The following is a 20,296-nucleotide window of genomic DNA, read 5'->3' as shown; positions in this document are numbered from 1 at the left end:
AGGAGAACGAACCGCCTGCCAGCCGCTTCACTTCTTGGTGGCAGGATTGTGCGTATGGTGGATATCCCTTTCTCCGCCGCCACCGGAAACCTTGCTGCGGCGGGCCTTGGTTTCCACATCGGCTGGCGGTTTGGTTATCTTCAGATCACTTTTTGCATTTTCGTGAGCGGCTCCCGGTCCGCCCTGTCGGATCGTGTTGGGAGATTTCGTTGACGTAGACATATTAGGAACTCCGGTTGGCTCTCGCCGATGGTTCAGTCGGGCGGGTTGGTCTGCAGGGAGTGCGGCGGGCTTTGCTCGTTGTCAGCATCTGGCCCGATGCCGCGCACCAGCGCCCCTGCCGCCAGCAGGAGCGCTATCCCGATAACAATCATGAAAACGGTTCTCATCAATGTCACCGCAATGGAGCGCCGTCAGTGCTCTCCACCCTTGCGCCCCGCTTCGGCAGCGCGTTCCGGATCATTCTTGAAATTGCCCCCGGATGCCTGTCCGCCTTTGTGCCCGGCTTCCGAAGCCCGTTGGGGATCGTTTTTGAAGTTGCCGCCGGAAGCATGGCCTCCCTTGGAAGCAATCTCGCGCTGCTTGTCCTCATCCATGGATGCAAAACCGCGGTTCGACGTTTGATTAGCCATTCGTCTTCTCCTTTGCTTGGGGTTTACCCCCTTCGAACAATGTTCGCGGAAAGGTGTTCCCCAAAATTCTTTTATTTTCGAATGCCTGTTGAATACAGCGACCAGGCATCTGTGGACGAACGGCGAGCATTTTCAAAATAGGGATGAAGAATTCGCAGGCTGGAAAGCGGAACAATCCGGAGTTGCCTTTGTTACGACGCCGCGGGGCTGAAAACGGAGGAAGATACATGAACATTCCAGCTATTCTATTGGCTAGCGCTTTCGTGATTGTTCCGACCATCGCCAGCGCTCAGGACGCAACGACACCGAATACGCCATCCACCAATGCACCTGCGCCTAATGCCAATGCGCCTACATCCGCTACACCGCCGACACATGACGACAAGGCGCCCGATGCAAGCCAGAACAGCTTTACCGAAGAGCAGGCCCATGAGCGCTTCACCAAAGCCGGCTATACGGGCATCTCCAATCTCAAACTTAATGACAAGGGATTGTGGGAGGCGTCTGCCATGAAAGGAACGGAGAGCGTTATGTTGACGCTCGATGCGGATGGCAACGTAACCGCGCACTCCATGTGAGTTCCCTTTTTGGCATGAGCACGCCGGAATTTACACATCGGCGGCTTATTTGGCACTCGCGGCAAACGGACTTGCCGCGGGCCAGAGGCTGCGGTCCGAAGCAATGGAGGTGAAAATGGAATATAGGGACAAGAATATCTTCACCGAATGGAAAGAGACCCCTGCCAGCGGCGTCAAGGTCGAGACCGATTACCCGTGCTATGCCTTCCTGCTCGTTCCCTCACCGGGAGACGACAGCGAGCTTGCACCCAAACATGGAACCGTTCTGGTTTCCGCCCGTTCCGAGGCCGATGCGAGGGTGGTTGCCAGCCAGGGAGAGACCGAGGCTTTCCGGGGACAGGTGGCAGTGGGCGACACGGACCTGACAACCAACGATTTCAGTGCGTTTCGCAATGAGAAATCCTATCAGGTGCATCGCGTGAGTGACGAGCCGATAGACACGCCGCGCGGCGTCATCACCATGGAAAGAAATAGCTCCAATGACTGACGCTCAGGCATTGCTGTTTTTTCTGGGCGGAGGTCTCGCGATCTGCATGGCGTTCGGCATCGCCATACTGATCGCCGCACGCCAGTAATCGCGAGCCGCCTGCCGCTTACTCGTTGAGCTTCTTCGCCATTTCGAGATGGTGCTCCAGTGCGGGCCGGGTCGCACTCGCCCAGGCTCGGAGGTCGGCATTCTCGCCGCCTTCACCATATCGCTTGAAGAGATCGACAGCATCTTCATGCACATCTTCCTGATCACTGCGATACTGCTTTGTAAAATCCTCGCCCTCCAGCCCCTTGAGCTTATCAAGCATTTCCTGATGATCTTCGGAAAGCGCAGCCGGGGCCTTTGCCGAGCTTACTTTCGTGCTCAGGAGCTGCTTCAATTCATCGCTGGTCTTTTAGTGATCGGCGATCATCTGCTGCGCAAAGCTCTTCGTGGTTGGATCGGCCTTTGCCAGCGCGAGTTTGCTCGATTCGATCTCGAACATGTCGCTGCTTCCGCTCAATGTCACAAAGTCCTGGGTGGACGGCGCTGACCCCACGAGAGAATTGATCCCTGTCTTTTCGCTCGTCGACTGGGCATATACCGGAGCCGAAATGAGCAGAACTGCCGAGAAAGCAAGCAATACCTGTTTCATGATCCTGTTTCCTTTTCCCTGAAAGAATTGGAACCCCGGCCGGAGAATTATGTTCCCGGCCCGCATCCTGCATGGGTGTGGCAAGTCTTCGGATTCTCAAAGATAGCGAACGAGCAAATCGGCCTGTTCGCGAAGGGTCTGTGCAGCGTCTTGCGGCGTTTCGGTGTCGAGCAGAGCGCTGATCGCTGCTTCCAGTATCAGCATGTTGCGGGCCCGAAGGTAGCGAAGGCGTGCCTTTTCGGCAATGATGTCCAATTCGCGCGTGGCTTTCGCACCCATCGTGAAATTCCTTGAAAAGAACGCTCATTCTTGCAGGGCGGCCCGAAGGCCGCCCCATCCGTTTGCCGGTGTCCAGAGCATTTCCTGTTCCAGACCCGCGTCTCGCTTTCGGAGCTGCATGTCCTAGCGACCGCGGCGATCGCCGTAGTCATCGTCCCGGCGCTCATCCCAACCCCTGCGGGCAGCTTCCGCGTGGCCGCGAGGATCACCGAACCAGCCGCCATGACCGCGACCGCCGCCTGAACGACGATCATCGTCCCGGCTCGAATATCCGCGGTCATCGTCGCGGCTGGAATAACGGCGACGATCATCATAGTCGTGGTCGCGTCGCTCATCCCATCCGCGCCGTGCGGCTTCCGCGTGACCACGGGAATCACCATACCAGCCCCGTCCGCGGTCATCGTCGTCATATCTGGAACGGCGATCATCGTAATCGTCCTCGCGGCTGGAATAGCGGCGCCGGTCATCATAATCGCGATCTTCCCGGCGCTCGTCCCATCCGCGACGGGCAGCCTCGGCGTGGCCGCGGGAGTCGCCGAACCAGCCTCCGTGGCCGCGGCCCCGGTCGTCGTCGTCATAACGGCTGGAACGGCGGTCGTCGTCATCCCGGCGGCTGCTGGCATATCTGCGGCGATCATCTCCGCCCCGACCGCGATCATCGTCGCTTACGAAACGGCCCTGATCGTCACGTTCTGGCATATTGCGTGGCATTTTATCCTCCAATTGTGTGTGGGTTTCGCGCCTCAAGGCGCATGAGCCCTTGCAGGGCTCGTCTCCGGCTGCGTTTTCCAGCCGCGAGTTTCAAAATTCAGGCAGCACCCTTTGACGAAGCCGATGTTGCTGAGCGGATCTTGATGTTGTTCTGGACATCAACAACGCCGGCACACATTTCAGCGCATTCTTCTGCCCTGCGCTTGTCCTGACGATTTCCAACCTGACCCTGCAGGGTCACTTCGCCCTTCTTGACCGTCACCTCAATGTCGGATGCATCGAGTTCCGCATCTTCCATCAATGCGTCCGATACGTCTTCCTTGATGCGGTCATCGGAGCGTGTGTATCCCTTCGGTCCTTTTCCCCGATGCTGGCCGGTTGAAGCGTAGCTGCCTCTCGACTGGCCTTCCGTCCGCTGGCGGTAGCGATCATTCTCCCGCTCGCGATTTGGTTCTCGCCGGAAAGCATATCGTTCGTCACTGTCATCGAAGTAACGTCCCCGGCCATAATCGCTTGAATAACGGTCATCATAGCCCCGGTAGTCGCTTCCCCGCGCTTCGTAATCGCGCTCCCGGTAGGGTTCGTTGTAGTAATCGTCACGATCTTCGTTCTGATATCGACCTGGCATGAGATTGCTCCTCTTCACAGTCGTGATGACAGCACTCCGAACCGCACGCAGCCGGGTTTGTTCCTTGGTGCAATTTTATTTTATGGAGAGCGATCTCGTGCTGGAGAGAAGCCGGTTGGCCTTGCTGTTCGCCGGTCCCTGACGCCGACCAAAACCAATCCACCTTTATAAGTGATATAGACAAATAACCCCTAAATATTGGTCGACTGGGTTTTGAGAGTTTATTAGGGTGGCATTTCTAGAGGAAGATTTCGCGGGTGACGGTTATGAGTAATGAAAATGATGATCGGCAGCGCAGCGATGTGCAGATCCCCGTCGTCTCCTACAACGGTTCTTATGCCTGGCAGGCGAATTTCTACGATACCGAACTCGACCTGCGCGATTGGCTCGCTGCCATAGTAGACGGATCGGACGATGCCATCATCAGCAAGGATCTGCAGGGGAATATCAAGACATGGAACCGGGGAGCCCAGCGTTTGTTCGGCTACCAACCGGACGAAGTCATAGGAAAACCGATTACTCTTCTTATTCCTGAAGATCGTCTCAACGAGGAGCCCGCGATCCTTGCCCAGATTCGCGCCGGGATGCGGGTGGAGCATTTCGAAACAGTTCGCAAGAAGAAGGACGGGACGCTCTTCGATATTTCCCTGACAATCTCTCCCATCCGCGATGCGCGGGGAGTGATCGTTGGCGCTTCAAAAATAGCCCGCGACATCACCGAGCGCCGTAAGGCCCAGGAAAAACTGTTTCTCGTGTTGGGCGAAATGCACCACCGCGTCAAAAACCTGTTTGCGCTGGCGAACGGGATCGTGTCTCTCAGCGGGCGGGAAGCACAAAGCGTGGATGAGTTTCGCCAACGCGTACAGGCGAGACTGTCGTCACTCGCAAGAGCTCACGAGTTGACGATGCCGGCCTGGAATGAAAATCCTGACATGTCCGTGGCTATTCCCCTTCAAACGCTGATACGTACAATCCTTGATCCTTACGATGGATGTAATATCAGCCTGTCGGGGGCTGATCCCGCTGTTTCCGGCAAGTCCCTGACCAACCTGTCCCTGTTGTTGCATGAATTTGCTACCAACGCAGCCAAGCACGGTGCGCTTTCATCAATGGGCGGTTGCCTCAGCATCGTTGTGGAAGAAACAATCGACACGGTCCGGTTATTGTGGAGCGAAAGCGTCGAGGAAACGGCCAGGCAGGCAAATACGGAGGGGTTCGGAACCCGTCTGGAGGCCGGACTGTCGTCGGCCCTGAACGCCTCCGTCGAGCGAAAATGGCTGCCGAGCGGATTGGAAATCAAGGTAACGATCCCGGTCGACAAACTGGTGTCGGGCATCGATGAGCCATAGAGCGTTTCCTGTATTAAAAGAATCGCCGAAACCGACACAACTATTGTTTTGCTTCGTTATCATACGCCTCGAAGCGGGGCAGGAAATCAGTCCAGCGGACTGACTTCCCGCCGCGCGGGCTTGCGTCAGCTATAGGGCAATTCTCCAAGGGCAGAATAATGCTGATTGAGGTTCGAAAGCCTGTTCATATCTTCATCGGAAAGGATGAAGTCGAACAGGTCGATATTCTCCCGTTGATGCTCGCGCTTGTTGGCTTTGGGGAGAGGAACCGTACCAAGCTGAAGGTTCCATCGCAGCATTATCTGGGCAGGCGTTTTTTTGTATCGGGCGGCGATCTGGACGATATCGCCGTCGTCCAGTCGTGTCGTACGCGTCAGAGGGCTGTAGGCCTGAATGACGATGTTTCTTTCCGTGCAGAACGCCAACATCTCCTCGCTATGTCCGAAAGGGCTCCATTCAATCTGGTTGACGACCGGCGTTTCGTCCGTGGCGTCAATCAAGCTTTGAAGCAGCGATACAGAATAGTTGCTAACCCCGATATCGCGCGTCAGACCATCTCCTCTCGCTCTGATAAGACCCTCCCATAATTCCGTTCCGACCCTCCCTTCCGGAGGGCGGTGAATGAGAATGAGGTTTGCATAGCTCAACTGCAGTTCTTCAAGGTTCTTCTGCACAGCCTCGTATGCATCGTCATCGGTATCTTCGATCTTGGTCACGAGATAAAAACTGTCCCGATCCATATCCGCCCGCCGGATGCCATCGCCGATGCCAGGTTGCGTACCGTAGTCACCCGACGTATCGATCATGCGATAACCCTGCTCCAGCGCCGCCGAGATTGTCTCAGCCGTGTTCTGCGTAAGCTTCCAGGTCCCAAGCCCCATGCAGGGCATTGTGTTTCCAGTGCGCAAGGTGACGTCGCTTCCAATATTCATAATCAGATCCTCCGGTTTGAGTGAGAACTGTGGGTTCAAAATCCCGCCGGTGTTTCGTCTGCACGCGGGGTACTGTAGGCGCCGTCTTCCGACCTACAGGCCAAAGGGATAAGTATCCTCATCCCTCGGCAAATCCGGTTCAGGATCGAGTGGCCGAACTGCGCTTGTGTCACTGAACCACAAAAACCCGTCGAACTGCTTTGCCGGCGACGCATTGAGGTAATGGCTGAGGCGTTCGCTTGCTGGCCGATAGATAACGCCAACGAAGCGTTGCGGACGAGGTGCAGACAAAGCCCCGGAAATCGACGGGTTATTGCGAAAATCCAGTAAAAATCGAGCGATGCCGGTCTGGCGGCAGAGCGCTTCAAAGCTCTCATCCATCGCCGGTCGCAGAGCCATTGCTGCCATCGCACCATCCCAGTCCGCCGCAGCGGCCACGGTCCCGGAATTTGTCCCGAGCCCAATCAACGCTACCTCGTTGCCAAAGCGCTCGCGGCAGAGCTGGCCCAGATTTATCTCGTTGCGCGCCAGTCCCATATCCGTGTGACGCGCATCGCCGATGTGGGAATTGTGCGCCCAGATCACTGCTTTCGTTTCAGGCCCGCGGCGTTCACAAATATGGACAAGCGTTTCAAACATCGACCTGTCACGCAGGTTCCAGCTCTCGCGACCGCCATAATACATGGTCCGGTAGTATTGTTCGGCAGTCACCACCAGCCGGGAGTTCTGGACCGCCGCGAAATACTCCTCACCGTCGTGCTCCACCCCAACGGAAAGTTCTTTCGCCAGCAAATCGCGGCATTGCGCAATAACAGCTTGCTCACAGCTGCGATATTGTCGGTTCGAGACTGCCCTGGCATAGAATGACGGCTCGTGCTGCCACGGCATCAGGCAGGAATAACGCTCTCTGGCAATCCCTGCGGCAGTCGTATCGACGCTATCGAGATAATCCAGTACCGCCGCTATCGAACCTGACAGATTGTAAATATCCAGACCGAAAAAGCGGATATTGTCGTTTATGGCGACATTGGTGTTGTATTCACGCAGCCATTCGACAAGCGCCCGGAATTCTGCATTGCGCCACATCCATCTGGGAAATCGCTGGAACACGGGCCTGTCTGGCCGTTGCGGCTTTCGTCGGATATATCGATCGACAGATGCGGCATCAGGCCAGTCCGCTTCGACAGCGACCACATTGAAACCGTGTTCCTGGATGAGATACCGGGTAATCGCTGCGCGAGCCTTATAGAACTCCGCGGTGCCGTGGGTGGATTCTCCGAGCAACACGAACCGGCAATCTGCATAACGGGCAAACAGCTCTCCAAATGCATCACAGTTTTCAGGCAGGCGTTCAGCCGCCTGGGATATCAATCGGACAAGAGAGGCCCGATCATTGGAGTCGGGCCCTTCACTTCCTTCAATCAACGGAACGAACCGTACCCGGTCGAGCTCTTCCCGGCTAAAACCTGTTGCGCTATGGCGTGTAATTTTCAGGAGGATCTGATCGGCTTCCTCGCCAACGGGGATAATCAGGCGCCCTCCAATTGCCAGTTGATCCTTCAAAGCCTCGGGGACGCGCAGCCCCGCAGCGGATACCACGATCACATCATAGGGCGAGCCTGCTTCCCATCCACGAGCGCCATCCGCCACCAGCAGTTCGACATTTGCATATCCAAGCTTATCCAGACGTCGCCGCGCGGCGCAAGCGAGCTCCTCGTGACGCTCAATAGCCACGACTTCCGCCGCTATTCTGCTCAACACTGCCGTCGCATATCCCGAACCGGCACCGACTTCCAACGCCCGGTCAGTTGACTGAACGTTGGCGGCCTCAAGCATAAAAGCAACCATATAGGGCTGAGAAATCGTCTGGCCGCGACCGATCGGCAACGGCGTGTCATCGTATGCGAAGTCTTCATACCCTTCGTCGACGAACTCTTCCCGCGGCACTTCCAGCATGGCGTGAAGAACGTTGCGGTCGGTAATTCCGCGTTGTTGGACTTGAGTTTCGACCATATGTCTGCGAGCGCGTGTAAAATCTGCGGCGTCCAGCATAACCACCTGCCGCATTATCCTGTCTGCGAATGATCGCCGCCGGGACGCGATATGCCTGTCAAAGCCTCGCCTGCGGCTCCATCGGTGTTTCTTAGCGCAATATCGCCAAGGGAAATCACGCCAACGAGACGCTTGTTCCTGTCGAGAACCGGCAAACGCCGGACCTGGATATCGGCCATGTTTGCGGTGACTTCTTCGATCTCCTGATCGAAGAAGCAATATTTCACGTCACTCGTCATAACATCCCGGACAGGCGTGTCCGGTCCCAGGCCCAAAGCAACCGCCCGAACGGCAATATCCCGATCGGTAATCATACCGACGAGTTGATCCTTCTCACCCACAGGAAGAAAACCGGCATCGATACCGGCCATTAATCGCGCAGCCTGCTGGATCGTGGTTTCCGGGTTCGCGACGCGTGCGTCGCTGCTCATCATATCTCTGACTTGCATAACCGTCTCCCTCGCTTTCAAGATTGAGCTAGGGCCCCAACAACGAAACCGGAGGCTTGTTCCCGCTCTTTCGAGGGTTAAGCCAAAATAGATGCCAGCGTTCGGCAAATGCATTCACGCAAAACGGTTTGAAGTCCGAAGGAACCATTCGAACCATTGCTTCGTTAACCTCCTTTCTCCGGCATCTATATCAATGGTGGGTCGGTTTCAGCGGAACCCGAGTTGCCTCAAGAAACTCCACCATGGGGAACCATCAAGTTTGCCGGAGACACGCCGCGACGGGAGACGACCATGGTAGAAAACGGGTACAAACTTCAGAAAAACGGCGATGGCACCTGGTCGGTGATCGATGCCTTCAAAGGCCACCCCATCACGTTCGAGGGCCGCTTGCAGGTCGCCTTGAACGAGGATGAGGCAAAGCGGGTTTTCGATTGCCTCAACCGCCAGAATCTTGAACGCCATCCCGAACACGGCAGCGGCCGCTTGCCGTGAGCCAAGGCAGCATCGAAATATGAAGTGATCAATCGTCCCTATCTTAAATTATTAGGAAGCGTATTGTTGATGTTTCCCGAAGGAGGATCGTATGCCGCTCTTCAACGAAGCGAGCCGTATTTACAAGCCGGAAGAAGTAACCTTCATGCGCAGTTGCTTTTCCCATGCCGCAATCATTCTTGAAGAAAGCGACAGGGAATATGCTGCCGCGGACCTTTCGACCGCAATCATAATGCTTTACCAGAACGGCCTGAGGGATTTGAACTACATAGCCGAACTGGCCTCGCGGCTTGCTCACAAGAGATATCGGGACCGCCATGCGGAGGCGCCCACCGCCGCTAACCTGAACATCCTGCCTGACTCAGAACCATCGTCCTGATTTTACCGGGCTCCCGGGTTTAGCGGCGCTCTCGCTCGCCTCAGCCATTCTTGTCTGCGTCTACAAACTTGTTGAAGCGGCTATTGCCTGCATCTTCATAAAGGAAGGCAAGATTTCGGTCGTCGAATATGGCAAAGAAATCGTCCCAGTTGATTTCTTCCAGGTTTTCGTCTTTCTCCGCGAAGTCAATGCGCAATATACCGCCTTCGTTGCCGGTATCCACCATTGCCGGATGCCCGTTGCGGTCTTCCGCCCACCGGCGGATCTTGTCGTGATCGCGTGTTATCTGAGCCATCGTCTCATCCTTCCGCTTTAAACTTCTTCGCTTCTTCAAGCAGCTTCTGCCTGTCCCTGCCGAAACGTTCGATCAGCTGGCGCGCCTGAAGCGGCGAAATATCCGAATTCTCCGCGAGAAATTTTACGTCTTCATCGTCCGTGAGCGGAGTGGTTGGTTGCTCGTCCATGATCGGCCTCATTTCTGATCTTCATTGCTGGCCGTCTGGCGGATTGGTCGGCTGGTCGCCTCCCGTACCCCGTCTGCGGCCGCTGGTTTTCAAACGGCGGGGTCTGTGCAGGCTGTTCGCCGGAACCCGTCGCCGGGGGCGTCTGTATGCCCTGCTGCTGCGATATCAATCCGCCGCCGATCAGGCTCCATCCAAGGAATAAAAGCAGCAGAACTGCCAATATAACCAGGGCGAAGCGGGGAAAGTATCCAAGCGTTCGCGAAGGCTCGACCCTTTTGTCTTGCTCAGGCTTCGATTGCATGTTCATCGCCATACCCATGAAATTATGAAGTAACCAAAGACGACCATCGCGATGATGAACCACCAAACGAGATAGGCAGGGCCTTCTCCCCGGGCTGCGTTTCCGCTTGCGGATGGCGCGTTCCCTTCAGTCGGCCACTCCCGCATGCCCGATGCATGGCTGGAAGCGTTGCTGTCATCGGCCTTGACGGGCCGTGGCTGGGGTTCGCCGGCAGGCTGCGAACTGCCGCCTGCCTCTGCATCCGTTTCCATCGGAGCAGCCGCAGGATCGAAACCGGGAACCTTGTCGCCGGTCTCGCCCTGTTGGATTGCGCCCCTCGTGCGAGCGCCAGTGCTTTTGTCTGCCAGAACTCTTTTCATCGCTTTGACCTCCGGGGTCCAACCATGAGAGGGGCCAATTGTTCCGGAACTTTATCGCCGCAATCGTGCCGCCTGCGTTTGGGGAACGCTGTGTCTCGCGCTGTTCAACGAAACAATCCGGCGTTTGAACGGTTGGGCCAACCAGTTTCAACAAATGGAGGCAGCGATGAAACACGACCCGAAAGCTGGCACTACCGACCAGAAACCGAAATGGGAGGGCCCGCCGGAAAACCGGCCCCGGGGCTATGAACCTGCCGTCGATGACCCGGCAAAGAAGCGCGACGCCGCTGGGCACAACCTGTCCGACCCGGACCGCAAGAACCTTTCAGATGCGCTGAGTGAACCGGAGCATCCGGAAAGAAAGGAGGACAAAGAATGACTTTGCCATCTCCGTCTACCCTGAAAGCCGTGGCGCTCAACGCGACACTGAAGCGAAGCAGCGACGAGGCTCCGTCTTCAACCGACAGGATGTTGCACTATCTGGACAGCCATCTGGTCCCCTACGGGGTGCGCACCGAACATTTGCGGCTGAGTGAATTCAACATCGAACCCGGCGTCAAATCGCGTGAGGGCGATGCCGATGAGTGGCCGCTCCTCAGAACGAAGATTCTCGATGCGGATATCCTCGTTTTCGGTACACCGATCTGGCTCGGGCAGCCATCAAGCATCTGCAAGCGCGTCTTGGAGCGCATGGATGCGTTTCTTTCCGAGACTGACGATGACAACCGTATGCCGTCTTATGGACGTGTCGCCGTCGCGGCCGTGGTCGGTAACGAGGACGGCGCCCACTTCGTTTCGTCACAACTCTTTCAGGCGCTGAACGATGTCGGCTTCACTATTCCGGCCAATGGCGTAACCTACTGGGTGGGCGAGGCGATGCACTCCATCAATTTCGTCGATCTGGACGAAATACCTGAAACCGTTGCTTCCGCCACCAAAATGCTCGCCGCCAACTGCGCCCATCTGGCGCGATTGTTGAAGAGCACGCCTTATCCCGGCGCACATTGACAAGACTACCCCCACACCATGGTCGGCTGGCCCGGACTTGTCGGACCGGGCGAAGGATGTTCGGGCAGGGGAAGCGGCGGCACCTGTTCCGGTTCATCGGGGCTGAACGGCCCCTTGTCCGGTTGCGGAATGGTTTCCGGCGGCTCGACGGGAATGCCTTCCGGTTCCTTTTCAGGTATCTCCGGCGGGTCGGAGGGCTGTTCGGGATTTCCCGACATGAACCATTTGCCGTTTTCGTCCAGTTGGATTTTCATTGGATTTCTCCCTTGCCAATTGCGGGCGTCAGGCGTGGTCCGGCTTGCCATAGGCCTTGCGCAATTCACCTTTGGCCGCTTCCAGCACCTGCTTGCGTTTTTCCGGCAAATTCTTGCCGGCGCGGTTGATGTAGAAAGTCAGCATGGACATGGCCGAGCGGAAGGGCTCTGCCTTGCGCTTATGGCTCTTGTCGGCTGAGCGCTTGAGGGAAGCTGCAATTTTCTTTGGATCGTCCTGCTCGAACACATGCGGCTCCAGATCAAGCGCGTCGCTGTGTTCGGTTACTTCGGCTGACCATTTTCTTGTCTGGCTCATATCAAAACTCCTCGCTTGGGAGGTTCGATAACTGCCGACCGCTGCCCATGTTCCCTGTTCATCTGTCTGCGGCATCGGCTGGCGTCGTTGCCTTTGATGGAACAAAGCACCCGCCAGACGGTTGGGAGGCACGTTCAGCTATCATGTATCCAACCGGAGAAACCGCAATGTTCTACGATGCCTACTCGAGCATCAGACGCCCTTTTTTCGACAAGGATCGCGTCGGAGCGGGCGAACCGTCCGAGCGCGAACCGCGCGACCATCAGGCGCGGCCGACCCATGAGCAGTCGAATGCACCGGGCAACCCGCGCCAGCCGCAACCGGACGACCCGCAGAGGGATTTCGATTTCGACAGCCCCAACGGCGAGCGCCCGAACGATCTGGCCAACCCCAGCGCACGCGAGCTGCGGCAGGAAAGCCGTAACCCAACCGAAGCCACCCATCACAGGAGGTGAAGATGCCTGCAAAATCCAAAGCACAGCAACAGGCTGCCGGGGCAGCCTTGGCCGCCAAGCGCGGAGACAAGGCCAAAAGCGAACTGCGGGGAGCGTCCAAGGAAATGGCCAAATCCATGAGTGAAAAGGAACTGGAGAAGATGGCTTCCACCAAGCAGAAAGGAAAACCCGAGCACAAATCCAAATCCTGACACCGCAAACGGGAAAGAACGATGATCACTCTGAAATGGCTTGCCGTCCTGATGTTTGCCGTGGCGCTGCTCGGGCTCGCAAGCCTGTTCATCACTTCGGACAAGGGAGATGTCTCCCCCGAAAGCCCCACCCCGCCGGCCAGTTCTCCCACGCAGCCCTGATTGCACGTTTTGATTTTTGTCTGCCGCGCGAAACAAAACGATTGCTGGGAAGTTAGGTGTGCCGTCGTCGGATTTTCAGCCGCACGACCAGGACAGTTTCGGAACCATAGGAGGAGCCAGAAATGGCCAGCACCAAGCAACGCAATCTCGAAGACCTTTTCTACGATACCCTCAAGGACATTTACTATGCGGAGCGCAAGATACTGAAAACGCTTCCGAAAATGTCCCGTGCAGCAGCCGATGAAAAGCTGAAGAACGCATTCGAAAAACACCGCGAGCAGACCGAAGGTCATGTGGAACGCCTGCAGCAATGCTTCGAGATTCTCGGCAAGCGTGCACAGGGCAAGACCTGCGATGCCATTGAAGGCATCATCGCCGAAGGGGAGGAAATCATCGAAGAATTTTCCAACAGCCCGGCGCTGGACGCCGGTCTGATTTCCGCTGCGCAGGCCGTGGAACACTACGAAATTACGCGTTACGGCACATTGAAACGCTGGGCCGAAACCCTCGGATACAAGGACGTGGCGAAAATCCTCGACCAGACCCTGCAGGAAGAAGGCCAGACGGACAAGGACCTCACCAAACTTGCCGAATCCTCCGCCAATCTTCGTGCGGAAGCGGCCTGATAGCAGCCCCGCGAGGACCGATAGCCCGGATCGACAGCGAGGTGACGACATGGAAAGCGCCCTTTTGCGGGAGGATACCATGCGGCAAATTCGCGTTGTCTGCCGGTCTTCGGACAGCCCCCATACGGTGGCCAGCGCGGAAGCGCTGGCCACGCGCCTCTGTGCCCTCACAGACCGGCGATTGCTTCCCACCCGGCAGAGCTTTGACGAAAAGGGCGAAACGTTTTTCATCCCGACCTTTGCCCTCGCCCGCGAGGACGGAAACCCGGAGATGACCGCGGACCGTTTCTATGGTGGCATCGTTCATCGCGGTTTCATGGCAACCAAGCTCGTTACCCATCCGCACTGGCACGACCATGACAACCTGCCGGAAGGATGGACGGGACACTTCGCGGCCTGTTTGCAGGATTGTGTTCTGGCTGGCTTCTCGGTCTTCTCGCACCGCCACGCCCTTGATGCGGCTACCACCTTGCTCAAAAAGCATAAAGTACGTTTCAAGAACCCTTTCGCTTCCGGCGGCGAAGACCAGAACGTCATCGACACCGCTCGCTCGCTCGACGATTTTCTGGCCACGGTTTCAGAGGCCGATATCGCGAAAGGACTGGTTCTGGAAGAGGATGTGGAAAATTCCACCACCTATTCCGTCGGACAGATCCAGCTTGAAAACCATGTCGCAACCTATCTGGGTCGCCAGTATACGTCCCGGGACAAGGCCGGCAACGAATTTTATGCCGGAAGCCGCTTGCGGGTGGTGCGCGGTGGCTGGGATGCGCTTCTCCAGCTTCTGCAATCGCCCACCGCAGGCAAGGTCGTGGAGAATGCCCGGCGCTACGACGAGGCTGCGCGCGAGCACCTTGGACTCGTTGCGTCACGCAGGAATTACGACGTTCTTGTCGGGCCGATAACCGAAAACGGCGTGCGTTGCGGCGTGCTCGAACAATCGTGGCGCGTCGGCGGCGCTTCCCCCGCCGAACTTCTGGCGATGGAAAAACTGATGCAGGACGAAAGCGTTACAGCCGTGCAGGCCGTTTTGTACGAAAGCCGCGATGAAGCGCCGACATTCCGGGAAGACGACTTCATCGTCTATTCCGGCGAGGACGACCGCGGGCAGCCCCTGCACAAATATGCAAGAATCGAGAAAATCTATCATGATCCGTAATGACACAGCCGTCAGTGTCGACCAGTATGAACTGGCCGCGACTGTAATCTCTCCAGACACCACCATTCCCGGCGTCCTCTTTCTTCATGGCTGGGCCGGCAGTCAGAAACGCGATATCGAGAGAGCGAATGCAATATCCGCGCTCGGCTGCGTCTGCCTCACCTTCGATATGCGCGGTCACGGGGATTTGCTCTCCAGCAACAAGACCGTAACGCGCGGCGAAAACCTTGACGACGCAATCGCGGCCTATGACAGCCTGGCCAGCCTCAAAATGGTCGAGGACGACTCGATTGTCGTCATCGGCAGCAGTTACGGCGGATATCTCGCAACATTGCTGACCGAGTTTCGTCCCGTCCGCTGGCTGGCGCTGAGAGCCCCCGCCCTCTATCGTGACGAGCTTTGGCAGGTTCCCAAGGCAAGGCTCGATCGCCGAGACCTGCAGTCCTATCGCTCGGCACTGATAAGTTACGACGACAACCGGGCCTTGCGGCAGGCGCGTGAATTTCGCGGCGATGTGCTGCTGGTCGAGTCCGAGCACGACGTCATTGTCCCCCATCCGACAGTGGCGAGCTATCAAACGGCCTTCATCAATGCCCGCTCGCTGACCGTTCGCATGCTGGACGGCGCCGATCATGCGCTCACCGAGGAGCGCCATCAAAAGACCTACAACCAGCTCCTGACCCGCTGGATCAGGGAAATGGTTCTCGGCGCCCGTTGAGATTCCAAGGGAACATTCCCAGGGAACATTCATTGGCCTCATTGGTTGGGACGGTCCCTCAGAAACAAGGGAGCCAACAATGAAACAGTCTATTCGATATCTCGCAGGCGCGGTTTTCCTGCTGGTCACGCCGGCAGCATTTGCCCAGACCGCCCCTTCCGGAGAGCCGCAAACGCCCGCTGTGACGACGCCCGGAGAGAAAAACCCCAAGGCGCCCGTGCCGGGGCAGAACAGCTTTACCGAAGATCAGGTGAAGGAACGGCTGACCGAAGAAGGCTACACCAACATCATGCACCTTCAGCTCGGCGAGGACGGCGTCTGGCGCGCCGATGCGGCGCGCAACGGCCAGCCCGTCAAGGTTCTTTTCGATTTCCAGGGAAACATCACCACGCAGTGACCCGGCTGTAACCGGCACACGATTTAAAGGAGATGAAAATGGCTTATATCACAGGTCTGTTCGACAACTATGATGATGCAGCCGATGCTGTCCGTGCGCTTGAGGAAGCAGGAATTTCTTCCGACAATATCAGCCTGATTTCGAATAATACGGACGGTCGATATGCTGGCGATGCGCTAAAAGGCGATGATGGCGCCGTCACGGGCGCGGAAACCGGTGCCGGTCTCGGCGCGGTCGCGGGCGGCGGTGCCGGACTGCTGACGGGGCTGGGCCTCCTTTCCATCCCGGGCGTCGGCCCTGTCGTGGCGGGTGGCTGGCTCACCGCGACGCTGGTCGGACTGGTTGGCGGCGCGACGGCTGGCGGCGTTACGGGCGGGATCGTTGGGGCTCTCGTTGATACCGGCGTGCCCGAAGAAGAAGCGCAGGCCTACAGCGAGGCCGTTCGCCGGGGCAGCGCTCTGGTCGCGGTTCGCTGCGACGAAACCCAGCGCGGGAAAGTCGAAGCCATTCTGGACGATTGGGGCCGCGTCGATATAGGCCAGAGACGCGACGCCTATCTGGAGGAAGGCTGGGAGAGCTTCAATGCGTCGGCCGCGCCCTACACGGCTGATGAGATCGAACGCGAACGCCAGCGCTGGGGCTAGGTGGATCGACCGATGAAAGAGGTTGATCCGCGCAGGGCCCGTCAGGGTTTGAACGGGCGACGTATCCTGACGATCCTCCTTTCAAGCCTGTTGCTGGCAATGATTGTCTGGGGCGCGGTGGAATTTTACGGAAAGATGCGTCCGGGCCGCGGTTTCATGGATGACAACAGCAAACCGCCGGCGTCCACGGAATCGCAGCCGCCGCCTTCCGCCACGGGGCGGCAATGACAATCCCGGCCCCGGCAACGTCATACCGTTCGCCTGATCTTGAGCAAGTCTGCGCAGAAGCGCGGACTTGTCGGCGTTGCGAGCTCTACAAGGATGCGACGCAGACGGTTTTTGGCGAAGGCCCCGTCGGAGCGCGAATTTTCTTCGTGGCCGAACAGCCGGGCGACAAGGAGGATATCGGGGGGCGACCGTTGATCGGTCCCGCGGGTCAGGTTTTCGATGCCTGTCTCGCTGAAGTCGGCATCAAGCGCGAGCGGTGCTATATCTCCAATGCGGTCAAACATTTTCGCCATATCCAGCGCGGCAAAAGACGTCTGCACCAGCGCCCCTCGACCAGCCACATAGAAGCCTGTCGCTGGTGGCTCGAACAGGAAATCGAACTTGTGTCGCCGCATATTATCGTGGCTCTGGGTGCGGTGGCCGCACGCGCCGTTTTTGGCAGACCGGTGAAAATAGCCGCCGCGCGCGGCCATCCCATGCAGCACGAAAACCGTCATGTCCTTGTGACCATCCATCCCTCCTATCTGCTGCGTTTGCGCGGCAGAAGCGGCTTTGACCGCGAACGGACAATGTTCCTGAAAGACCTCGCCCAGCTTGCGGAGTTCGGACGCGCCGCCCAAACGTGAAGTTTGTTACAGGTTTTTTCTTGGAACATCCTTCGGTTCCCAGGGTTGGGCTTATGTCACGCGCGACAAATTCCACTCCCGAAATCATTGGTCTGGAACCACTGAAAGGAAAGAGAATGGCACAGAATCATACGCAAGGTGGCACACACGAACAGCACGTGAAGGCCGGCCAGCAGAGCCACAAGAACGACGGCAAGCAGGCAAGCGGTGGAGGCGGCGGCGCCAAGCAGCAGTCATCCTCGCGTGGTGGCACCCACGAACAGCATGTGAAGGCTGGCCAGCAGAGCCACAAGAATTCGTAACTTGTCAAAGGGGCGGCCTCGTGCCGCCCCATCCTCGAACCGGATCTCGATTCGGAAAGGCCGCAGCAATGTCGTTCACCCCGGATTCCGACTATATGCCCGACTACATGCTTGAGCCGGACCAGCTCGTTGAGATGATACCGGCTCTTCGCGCTTTTTCCCGCACATTCTACAGCCAGAAGGAGGATGCTGAGGATCTCGTTCAGGAGACCTTGGTGAAAGCGCTGGCCAACCGGGAAAAATACACACCTTATTCCCCGCTCAAATCTTGGCTTTTTACGATCATGCGGAACACATTCTGCACCCGGATTCGCATTCAGAAACGTGAAGCGCCGGGCGCCGTTGAATGCGTCTCTCCCATAGCCTCGGTCGAAGCCTCGCAGGAACTGACCCTTGAAGCCCATGATGTGCAGACGGCCATGGCGACCCTGCCTCACAAATATCGCCGGGTATTGGCGATGGTGGTGCTGGAAGGGAAAAGCTATGAGCGCACCGCAGAGCTTTGCGATTGCTCGATAGGCACGGTGAAAAGCCGCCTGCATCGCGCTCGTCACAAACTGCACGATATTATCGAGGGAGCCTAGATGGGGTTATTCAGGCACAGTTTCCCACGCTATCGTGTTGTGGCTCGTGATGTGGATTCAGCACGGGGCATCTTGTCATTTGGTCTCGGACATGGCCAACTGTTTGTAATGAATAAGTCAAATGATGATATTATGCGTCTATTCTCGGGAAAGCGCATTCTGGTTTTTGAAGACGGGTTTCTGCTATCGGAAGAAGCAGAAACCAGACTGACGAATGCCGGAGCTACCGTGCTTGGTCCGGTCAGCACCGCCAATCAGGCGCTGAACTATCTGGAAAGCGGGGCAGTAGATGCCGTTGTCATGGATGTCGCGCTGGAACCGGACGCGGTCCTCCCGCTCATCGCGCAACTGGAACAGGATGCCATACCCTTTATATTCGCCCTGCCGGAAAATCCCAGACTCGACAGTCAGCGCTTTGCGGGATTCGTACTGAGCGCCCGCCACAAGGATCTCTCGACAATAGCGGAAGCATTGTTCCTGCGTCCCGCCACGGAACATTAATGGCTTTCCGGATATGGAATTATGCGGTGTTTCCCGCATCTGCTGCGAAAAGCGCTTCACGCTCCGGATGAGTTCCCCAGGAATTTTCACGATCTTCCGAGCCGAATGCGACCCAAAATGCTCTCCCTCAACCATGGGATTTCGTGCCTTCCAGCCTTTTATTAAACTGCTTCGGTGCAAGCCGGTGGTAAGAGTGGCCCCACCCGCGCACAGCCCCGGCGCGGCAACAGCACCGGGGTTTCTTGCTGCCCGACCGTGTCAGGCGCAAAATTAGGGCTCCCAATTTTTCTCCATCTAATTGTTGCGATTGATTTGCAGATGCAGAAGGTGCTTTCTATTCACATTGATAGCACGAACAAGTTTGGACCCCGTTCAGTCTCAAATGCTATTTGGATCATTTGTTTTCATGGAAGCGCTCCCCTCGGTAGCTTCCTCCATCAATCAGTGCACCTATTACCCCTACGCCCCCGCGTAGGGGTTTTTTTAGCACCTGTTCAAGGCTTGGGCCCGAGCATTTTCCGCAGTCCCCGCGCATATTGCAGGCGGGATTTTCCATGCATCTGGTCCCGGTAAGGAAAACGGAAGAAGAAGGCATCGCCACATGGCTCACCGCAGGTCGCGGTGGCTATTTGCGGCTGCGATGCAAGCGTGTCAGAAAATCCGCATATGCGGTGTTCGACCGGCCACGAAGCCGTCGATGCTGCGGCTTTAGCGAGAAGAAAAACAGCCCGTGCATCCCGATGCAAGCCATATTGCTTGTACCGCACGGGTTTTGCAGGGATTGCGGCGATCATTGCACGGATGGTTGCAAGTTTGCCGGGGAGAGAAAAGGCGGAACCGAACGATGTCCGGTCCCGCCCAGTCTTTTTACTTGGCTTCGACAGCCTGCAGACCGGCAAGCGCACATTCCGCGTCAATCGCACCGGACAGCGCGCCGCCGACACCGATACCGCCAACCAGCGCGTCGCCGATCTTGATCGGCAGACCGCCCGCCTGGATAACGAAGCGGGAATCCATGTCCCGCATGCCGTTATTGGCTGGCTTCGAAGCGATGAATTCCGCAAGCTCGCCAGAATCGCGGCCGAGAGCCGCTGATGTAAACGCCTTTCCTTTGGCGCTGTTGCCGGTATGCGGACCGGAAAGATCGGCCTTGAGCAGAACCTTGGTTGCGCCGTCGCGTGCAACGACTGCGACGCTCACATTGCTGCCCTTGGCGACGCAGGCGTCGAGCGCAGCCTGTGCGGCCTTGGTTGCCAGATCGAGCGGCAGATAAGGCGTGGTGGGGAGAGTTTGTGCGAAAGCGGTAGCCGGAGCCATCGCCAGGGCGACAATTGCAAGTTTACGGATCATGGTCATTCCTCGTTTGTGATGAGGAACATTTAGTTTTCGCCCACGG

At 57.2% G+C, this 20,296-nt stretch carries 35 protein-coding genes and 1 pseudogene; 20 read left to right on the top strand and 16 right to left on the bottom strand.

What is annotated here, in order from left to right; all coding sequences use genetic code 11:
- Window positions 1-27: 27 nt before the first annotated feature.
- From F9K78_RS08320 to F9K78_RS08315, 3 genes are read right to left on the bottom strand one after another with little or no spacing between them, the layout of a single operon-like run.
- Window positions 28-222 (bottom strand): hypothetical protein, encoded by a 195-nt coding sequence (locus tag F9K78_RS08320; protein WP_121983911.1) that lies wholly within the window; start codon window positions 220-222, stop codon window positions 28-30.
- Window positions 223-254: 32 nt separating this feature from the next.
- Entirely contained in the window at window positions 255-389 is a 135-nt protein-coding gene (locus F9K78_RS22220; protein ID WP_259698039.1) for a hypothetical protein, read from the bottom strand.
- A gap of 24 nt (window positions 390-413) precedes the next feature.
- Complete coding sequence (locus F9K78_RS08315; RefSeq protein ID WP_121986669.1) at window positions 414-632, bottom strand: con-10 family general stress protein; 219 nt, start codon at window positions 630-632, stop codon at window positions 414-416.
- Between the two features lie 227 nt (window positions 633-859).
- Between F9K78_RS08315 and F9K78_RS08310 the strand changes: the two genes are divergently transcribed.
- Window positions 860-1,210, top strand: a complete 351-nt coding sequence (locus F9K78_RS08310) for a hypothetical protein (protein ID WP_121986670.1) — start codon at window positions 860-862, stop codon at window positions 1,208-1,210.
- 115 nt (window positions 1,211-1,325) lie between these two features.
- On the top strand, window positions 1,326-1,697 hold the full coding sequence (locus F9K78_RS08305) for a hypothetical protein (RefSeq protein ID WP_151682125.1): 372 nt from the start codon (window positions 1,326-1,328) through the stop codon (window positions 1,695-1,697).
- Window positions 1,698-1,803: 106 nt separating this feature from the next.
- On the opposite strand, the pseudogene F9K78_RS08300 reads toward F9K78_RS08305, so the two are convergent.
- The 4 genes and pseudogenes from F9K78_RS08300 to F9K78_RS08285 form a co-directional block, all read right to left on the bottom strand.
- A pseudogene (locus tag F9K78_RS08300) lies at window positions 1,804-2,334 on the bottom strand (DUF4142 domain-containing protein).
- 96 nt (window positions 2,335-2,430) lie between these two features.
- Window positions 2,431-2,613 (bottom strand): hypothetical protein, encoded by a 183-nt coding sequence (locus F9K78_RS08295; RefSeq protein WP_121986672.1) that lies wholly within the window; start codon window positions 2,611-2,613, stop codon window positions 2,431-2,433.
- Between the two features lie 123 nt (window positions 2,614-2,736).
- Entirely contained in the window at window positions 2,737-3,324 is a 588-nt protein-coding gene (locus F9K78_RS08290) for a hypothetical protein (RefSeq protein ID WP_121986673.1), read from the bottom strand.
- 97 nt (window positions 3,325-3,421) lie between these two features.
- Window positions 3,422-3,952: a BON domain-containing protein gene (locus tag F9K78_RS08285; protein WP_121986674.1), complete on the bottom strand. Its 531-nt coding sequence runs from the start codon at window positions 3,950-3,952 to the stop codon at window positions 3,422-3,424.
- Between the two features lie 266 nt (window positions 3,953-4,218).
- Here F9K78_RS08285 and F9K78_RS08280 point away from each other — a divergent pair, with 266 nt between their 5' ends.
- Complete coding sequence (locus F9K78_RS08280; protein ID WP_121986675.1) at window positions 4,219-5,301, top strand: PAS domain S-box protein; 1,083 nt, start codon at window positions 4,219-4,221, stop codon at window positions 5,299-5,301.
- A 125-nt stretch (window positions 5,302-5,426) separates the two neighbouring features.
- On the opposite strand, the gene F9K78_RS08275 is transcribed toward F9K78_RS08280, so the two are convergent.
- From F9K78_RS08275 to F9K78_RS08265, 3 genes are all read right to left on the bottom strand, one after another.
- Window positions 5,427-6,182, bottom strand: a complete 756-nt coding sequence (locus F9K78_RS08275; RefSeq protein ID WP_235925402.1) for an aldo/keto reductase — start codon at window positions 6,180-6,182, stop codon at window positions 5,427-5,429.
- A gap of 144 nt (window positions 6,183-6,326) precedes the next feature.
- Window positions 6,327-8,285, bottom strand: coding sequence for a protein-L-isoaspartate(D-aspartate) O-methyltransferase (locus F9K78_RS08270; RefSeq protein ID WP_121986746.1), 1,959 nt, complete (start codon window positions 8,283-8,285; stop codon window positions 6,327-6,329).
- Window positions 8,286-8,299: 14 nt separating this feature from the next.
- Window positions 8,300-8,734, bottom strand: coding sequence for a CBS domain-containing protein (locus F9K78_RS08265; RefSeq protein WP_121980913.1), 435 nt, complete (start codon window positions 8,732-8,734; stop codon window positions 8,300-8,302).
- A 291-nt stretch (window positions 8,735-9,025) separates the two neighbouring features.
- Between F9K78_RS08265 and F9K78_RS08260 the strand changes: the two genes are divergently transcribed.
- Together F9K78_RS08260 and F9K78_RS08255 are read left to right on the top strand one after the other, a co-directional pair.
- Window positions 9,026-9,226, top strand: a complete 201-nt coding sequence (locus tag F9K78_RS08260; protein WP_121986677.1) for a hypothetical protein — start codon at window positions 9,026-9,028, stop codon at window positions 9,224-9,226.
- Window positions 9,227-9,317: 91 nt separating this feature from the next.
- On the top strand, window positions 9,318-9,605 hold the full coding sequence (locus F9K78_RS08255; RefSeq protein WP_121986678.1) for a hypothetical protein: 288 nt from the start codon (window positions 9,318-9,320) through the stop codon (window positions 9,603-9,605).
- A gap of 40 nt (window positions 9,606-9,645) precedes the next feature.
- Here F9K78_RS08255 and F9K78_RS08250 read toward each other — a convergent pair whose 3' ends face one another.
- From F9K78_RS08250 to F9K78_RS08240, 3 genes are all read right to left on the bottom strand, one after another.
- Window positions 9,646-9,900: a hypothetical protein gene (locus F9K78_RS08250; protein ID WP_121980910.1), complete on the bottom strand. Its 255-nt coding sequence runs from the start codon at window positions 9,898-9,900 to the stop codon at window positions 9,646-9,648.
- A 4-nt stretch (window positions 9,901-9,904) separates the two neighbouring features.
- Window positions 9,905-10,069, bottom strand: coding sequence for a hypothetical protein (locus F9K78_RS21870; RefSeq protein ID WP_162929821.1), 165 nt, complete (start codon window positions 10,067-10,069; stop codon window positions 9,905-9,907).
- Window positions 10,070-10,372: 303 nt separating this feature from the next.
- On the bottom strand, window positions 10,373-10,729 hold the full coding sequence (locus F9K78_RS08240) for a hypothetical protein (protein ID WP_121986680.1): 357 nt from the start codon (window positions 10,727-10,729) through the stop codon (window positions 10,373-10,375).
- Window positions 10,730-10,895: 166 nt separating this feature from the next.
- On the opposite strand from F9K78_RS08240, the gene F9K78_RS08235 reads away from it, so the two are divergent.
- Both F9K78_RS08235 and F9K78_RS08230 read left to right on the top strand, forming a co-directional pair.
- Entirely contained in the window at window positions 10,896-11,108 is a 213-nt protein-coding gene (locus tag F9K78_RS08235; RefSeq protein ID WP_121980907.1) for a hypothetical protein, read from the top strand.
- The gene (locus F9K78_RS08230; RefSeq protein ID WP_121986681.1) at window positions 11,105-11,737 is read left to right on the top strand and encodes a flavodoxin family protein; all 633 of its coding nucleotides are present in this window, start codon (window positions 11,105-11,107) and stop codon (window positions 11,735-11,737) included. The genes F9K78_RS08235 and F9K78_RS08230 overlap by 4 nt, the downstream gene beginning before the upstream one ends.
- Before the next feature lie 5 nt (window positions 11,738-11,742).
- Here the strand turns inward: F9K78_RS08230 and F9K78_RS08225 are convergent, their stop codons facing one another.
- Window positions 11,743-11,991 carry a chitin-binding protein gene (locus F9K78_RS08225; RefSeq protein ID WP_121986682.1) on the bottom strand — a complete coding sequence of 83 codons (249 nt, stop codon included), beginning with the start codon at window positions 11,989-11,991 and terminating at the stop codon, window positions 11,743-11,745.
- A gap of 28 nt (window positions 11,992-12,019) precedes the next feature.
- The gene (locus F9K78_RS08220; RefSeq protein ID WP_121980904.1) at window positions 12,020-12,307 is read right to left on the bottom strand and encodes a DUF3175 domain-containing protein; all 288 of its coding nucleotides are present in this window, start codon (window positions 12,305-12,307) and stop codon (window positions 12,020-12,022) included.
- 143 nt (window positions 12,308-12,450) lie between these two features.
- Between F9K78_RS08220 and F9K78_RS08215 the strand changes: the two genes are divergently transcribed.
- The 13 genes from F9K78_RS08215 to F9K78_RS08160 all read left to right on the top strand — a co-directional run bounded on the left by F9K78_RS08215 (window position 12,451) and on the right by F9K78_RS08160 (window position 18,900).
- The gene (locus tag F9K78_RS08215) at window positions 12,451-12,762 is read left to right on the top strand and encodes a single stranded DNA-binding domain-containing protein (protein WP_235925395.1); all 312 of its coding nucleotides are present in this window, start codon (window positions 12,451-12,453) and stop codon (window positions 12,760-12,762) included.
- A gap of 2 nt (window positions 12,763-12,764) precedes the next feature.
- The gene (locus F9K78_RS08210; RefSeq protein ID WP_006471823.1) at window positions 12,765-12,953 is read left to right on the top strand and encodes a DUF3008 family protein; all 189 of its coding nucleotides are present in this window, start codon (window positions 12,765-12,767) and stop codon (window positions 12,951-12,953) included.
- 21 nt (window positions 12,954-12,974) lie between these two features.
- On the top strand, window positions 12,975-13,115 hold the full coding sequence (locus tag F9K78_RS21865; protein ID WP_162929822.1) for a hypothetical protein: 141 nt from the start codon (window positions 12,975-12,977) through the stop codon (window positions 13,113-13,115).
- Between the two features lie 122 nt (window positions 13,116-13,237).
- Window positions 13,238-13,741, top strand: coding sequence for a YciE/YciF ferroxidase family protein (locus F9K78_RS08205; protein ID WP_121980902.1), 504 nt, complete (start codon window positions 13,238-13,240; stop codon window positions 13,739-13,741).
- Between the two features lie 79 nt (window positions 13,742-13,820).
- On the top strand, window positions 13,821-14,900 hold the full coding sequence (locus tag F9K78_RS08200; RefSeq protein ID WP_162995392.1) for a DUF3182 family protein: 1,080 nt from the start codon (window positions 13,821-13,823) through the stop codon (window positions 14,898-14,900).
- The gene (locus tag F9K78_RS08195; protein WP_121980900.1) at window positions 14,890-15,618 is read left to right on the top strand and encodes an alpha/beta hydrolase family protein; all 729 of its coding nucleotides are present in this window, start codon (window positions 14,890-14,892) and stop codon (window positions 15,616-15,618) included. Before F9K78_RS08200 ends, F9K78_RS08195 begins: the two co-directional genes overlap by 11 nt.
- A 79-nt stretch (window positions 15,619-15,697) precedes the next feature.
- Entirely contained in the window at window positions 15,698-16,015 is a 318-nt protein-coding gene (locus tag F9K78_RS08190; RefSeq protein WP_121986684.1) for a PepSY domain-containing protein, read from the top strand.
- Window positions 16,016-16,053: 38 nt separating this feature from the next.
- Window positions 16,054-16,659 (top strand): hypothetical protein, encoded by a 606-nt coding sequence (locus F9K78_RS08185; protein ID WP_121986685.1) that lies wholly within the window; start codon window positions 16,054-16,056, stop codon window positions 16,657-16,659.
- 12 nt (window positions 16,660-16,671) lie between these two features.
- Window positions 16,672-16,887 carry a hypothetical protein gene (locus F9K78_RS08180; RefSeq protein WP_121980926.1) on the top strand — a complete coding sequence of 72 codons (216 nt, stop codon included), beginning with the start codon at window positions 16,672-16,674 and terminating at the stop codon, window positions 16,885-16,887.
- Complete coding sequence (locus F9K78_RS08175) at window positions 16,884-17,513, top strand: UdgX family uracil-DNA binding protein (RefSeq protein WP_151682124.1); 630 nt, start codon at window positions 16,884-16,886, stop codon at window positions 17,511-17,513. Before F9K78_RS08180 ends, F9K78_RS08175 begins: the two co-directional genes overlap by 4 nt.
- Window positions 17,514-17,629: 116 nt before the next feature.
- Window positions 17,630-17,815 carry a hypothetical protein gene (locus F9K78_RS08170; protein ID WP_121986686.1) on the top strand — a complete coding sequence of 62 codons (186 nt, stop codon included), beginning with the start codon at window positions 17,630-17,632 and terminating at the stop codon, window positions 17,813-17,815.
- Window positions 17,816-17,883: 68 nt separating this feature from the next.
- Window positions 17,884-18,399: an RNA polymerase sigma factor gene (locus F9K78_RS08165; RefSeq protein ID WP_121980896.1), complete on the top strand. Its 516-nt coding sequence runs from the start codon at window positions 17,884-17,886 to the stop codon at window positions 18,397-18,399.
- 132 nt (window positions 18,400-18,531) lie between these two features.
- The gene (locus F9K78_RS08160) at window positions 18,532-18,900 is read left to right on the top strand and encodes a response regulator (RefSeq protein ID WP_121980925.1); all 369 of its coding nucleotides are present in this window, start codon (window positions 18,532-18,534) and stop codon (window positions 18,898-18,900) included.
- Between the two features lie 867 nt (window positions 18,901-19,767).
- Here F9K78_RS08160 and F9K78_RS08150 read toward each other — a convergent pair.
- A complete protein-coding gene (locus F9K78_RS08150) occupies window positions 19,768-20,250 on the bottom strand; it encodes a GlcG/HbpS family heme-binding protein (RefSeq protein WP_121986748.1) in 483 nt (160 codons plus the stop codon).
- Window positions 20,251-20,296 lie beyond the last annotated feature (46 nt).

Origin of the sequence: Brucella pseudintermedia (assembly GCF_008932435.1) — a bacterium.
GTDB lineage: Bacteria > Pseudomonadota > Alphaproteobacteria > Rhizobiales > Rhizobiaceae > Brucella > Brucella pseudintermedia.
The sequence above is the reverse complement of the archived record's forward strand: the minus strand, read 5'-3'. Positions and strand labels throughout refer to the sequence as shown.

What these genes read in the sequence shown, in the direction of transcription:
- F9K78_RS08200 (WP_162995392.1), top strand. Translation starts at nt 13,821, where the DNA reads ATGCGGCAAATTCGCGTTGTCTGCCGGTCTTCGGACAGCCCCCATACG.
- F9K78_RS08265 (WP_121980913.1), bottom strand. Translation starts at nt 8,734, where the DNA reads ATGCAAGTCAGAGATATGATGAGCAGCGACGCACGCGTCGCGAACCCG.
- F9K78_RS08275 (WP_235925402.1), bottom strand. Translation starts at nt 6,182, where the DNA reads ATGGGGCTTGGGACCTGGAAGCTTACGCAGAACACGGCTGAGACAATC.
- F9K78_RS08305 (WP_151682125.1), top strand. Translation starts at nt 1,326, where the DNA reads ATGGAATATAGGGACAAGAATATCTTCACCGAATGGAAAGAGACCCCT.
- F9K78_RS08240 (WP_121986680.1), bottom strand. Translation starts at nt 10,729, where the DNA reads ATGAAAAGAGTTCTGGCAGACAAAAGCACTGGCGCTCGCACGAGGGGC.
- F9K78_RS08235 (WP_121980907.1), top strand. Translation starts at nt 10,896, where the DNA reads ATGAAACACGACCCGAAAGCTGGCACTACCGACCAGAAACCGAAATGG.
- F9K78_RS08215 (WP_235925395.1), top strand. Translation starts at nt 12,451, where the DNA reads ATGTATCCAACCGGAGAAACCGCAATGTTCTACGATGCCTACTCGAGC.
- F9K78_RS08220 (WP_121980904.1), bottom strand. Translation starts at nt 12,307, where the DNA reads ATGAGCCAGACAAGAAAATGGTCAGCCGAAGTAACCGAACACAGCGAC.
- F9K78_RS08165 (WP_121980896.1), top strand. Translation starts at nt 17,884, where the DNA reads ATGTCGTTCACCCCGGATTCCGACTATATGCCCGACTACATGCTTGAG.
- F9K78_RS08230 (WP_121986681.1), top strand. Translation starts at nt 11,105, where the DNA reads ATGACTTTGCCATCTCCGTCTACCCTGAAAGCCGTGGCGCTCAACGCG.
- F9K78_RS22220 (WP_259698039.1), bottom strand. Translation starts at nt 389, where the DNA reads ATGAGAACCGTTTTCATGATTGTTATCGGGATAGCGCTCCTGCTGGCG.
- F9K78_RS08170 (WP_121986686.1), top strand. Translation starts at nt 17,630, where the DNA reads ATGGCACAGAATCATACGCAAGGTGGCACACACGAACAGCACGTGAAG.
- F9K78_RS08295 (WP_121986672.1), bottom strand. Translation starts at nt 2,613, where the DNA reads ATGGGTGCGAAAGCCACGCGCGAATTGGACATCATTGCCGAAAAGGCA.
- F9K78_RS08310 (WP_121986670.1), top strand. Translation starts at nt 860, where the DNA reads ATGAACATTCCAGCTATTCTATTGGCTAGCGCTTTCGTGATTGTTCCG.
- F9K78_RS08195 (WP_121980900.1), top strand. Translation starts at nt 14,890, where the DNA reads ATGATCCGTAATGACACAGCCGTCAGTGTCGACCAGTATGAACTGGCC.
- F9K78_RS08160 (WP_121980925.1), top strand. Translation starts at nt 18,532, where the DNA reads ATGCGTCTATTCTCGGGAAAGCGCATTCTGGTTTTTGAAGACGGGTTT.
- F9K78_RS08150 (WP_121986748.1), bottom strand. Translation starts at nt 20,250, where the DNA reads ATGATCCGTAAACTTGCAATTGTCGCCCTGGCGATGGCTCCGGCTACC.
- F9K78_RS08290 (WP_121986673.1), bottom strand. Translation starts at nt 3,324, where the DNA reads ATGCCACGCAATATGCCAGAACGTGACGATCAGGGCCGTTTCGTAAGC.
- F9K78_RS21865 (WP_162929822.1), top strand. Translation starts at nt 12,975, where the DNA reads ATGATCACTCTGAAATGGCTTGCCGTCCTGATGTTTGCCGTGGCGCTG.
- F9K78_RS08270 (WP_121986746.1), bottom strand. Translation starts at nt 8,285, where the DNA reads ATGCTGGACGCCGCAGATTTTACACGCGCTCGCAGACATATGGTCGAA.
- F9K78_RS08260 (WP_121986677.1), top strand. Translation starts at nt 9,026, where the DNA reads ATGGTAGAAAACGGGTACAAACTTCAGAAAAACGGCGATGGCACCTGG.
- F9K78_RS08255 (WP_121986678.1), top strand. Translation starts at nt 9,318, where the DNA reads ATGCCGCTCTTCAACGAAGCGAGCCGTATTTACAAGCCGGAAGAAGTA.
- F9K78_RS08190 (WP_121986684.1), top strand. Translation starts at nt 15,698, where the DNA reads ATGAAACAGTCTATTCGATATCTCGCAGGCGCGGTTTTCCTGCTGGTC.
- F9K78_RS21870 (WP_162929821.1), bottom strand. Translation starts at nt 10,069, where the DNA reads ATGGACGAGCAACCAACCACTCCGCTCACGGACGATGAAGACGTAAAA.
- F9K78_RS08180 (WP_121980926.1), top strand. Translation starts at nt 16,672, where the DNA reads ATGAAAGAGGTTGATCCGCGCAGGGCCCGTCAGGGTTTGAACGGGCGA.
- F9K78_RS08185 (WP_121986685.1), top strand. Translation starts at nt 16,054, where the DNA reads ATGGCTTATATCACAGGTCTGTTCGACAACTATGATGATGCAGCCGAT.
- F9K78_RS08210 (WP_006471823.1), top strand. Translation starts at nt 12,765, where the DNA reads ATGCCTGCAAAATCCAAAGCACAGCAACAGGCTGCCGGGGCAGCCTTG.
- F9K78_RS08315 (WP_121986669.1), bottom strand. Translation starts at nt 632, where the DNA reads ATGGCTAATCAAACGTCGAACCGCGGTTTTGCATCCATGGATGAGGAC.
- F9K78_RS08175 (WP_151682124.1), top strand. Translation starts at nt 16,884, where the DNA reads ATGACAATCCCGGCCCCGGCAACGTCATACCGTTCGCCTGATCTTGAG.
- F9K78_RS08320 (WP_121983911.1), bottom strand. Translation starts at nt 222, where the DNA reads ATGTCTACGTCAACGAAATCTCCCAACACGATCCGACAGGGCGGACCG.
- F9K78_RS08225 (WP_121986682.1), bottom strand. Translation starts at nt 11,991, where the DNA reads ATGAAAATCCAACTGGACGAAAACGGCAAATGGTTCATGTCGGGAAAT.
- F9K78_RS08205 (WP_121980902.1), top strand. Translation starts at nt 13,238, where the DNA reads ATGGCCAGCACCAAGCAACGCAATCTCGAAGACCTTTTCTACGATACC.
- F9K78_RS08285 (WP_121986674.1), bottom strand. Translation starts at nt 3,952, where the DNA reads ATGCCAGGTCGATATCAGAACGAAGATCGTGACGATTACTACAACGAA.
- F9K78_RS08250 (WP_121980910.1), bottom strand. Translation starts at nt 9,900, where the DNA reads ATGGCTCAGATAACACGCGATCACGACAAGATCCGCCGGTGGGCGGAA.
- F9K78_RS08280 (WP_121986675.1), top strand. Translation starts at nt 4,219, where the DNA reads ATGAGTAATGAAAATGATGATCGGCAGCGCAGCGATGTGCAGATCCCC.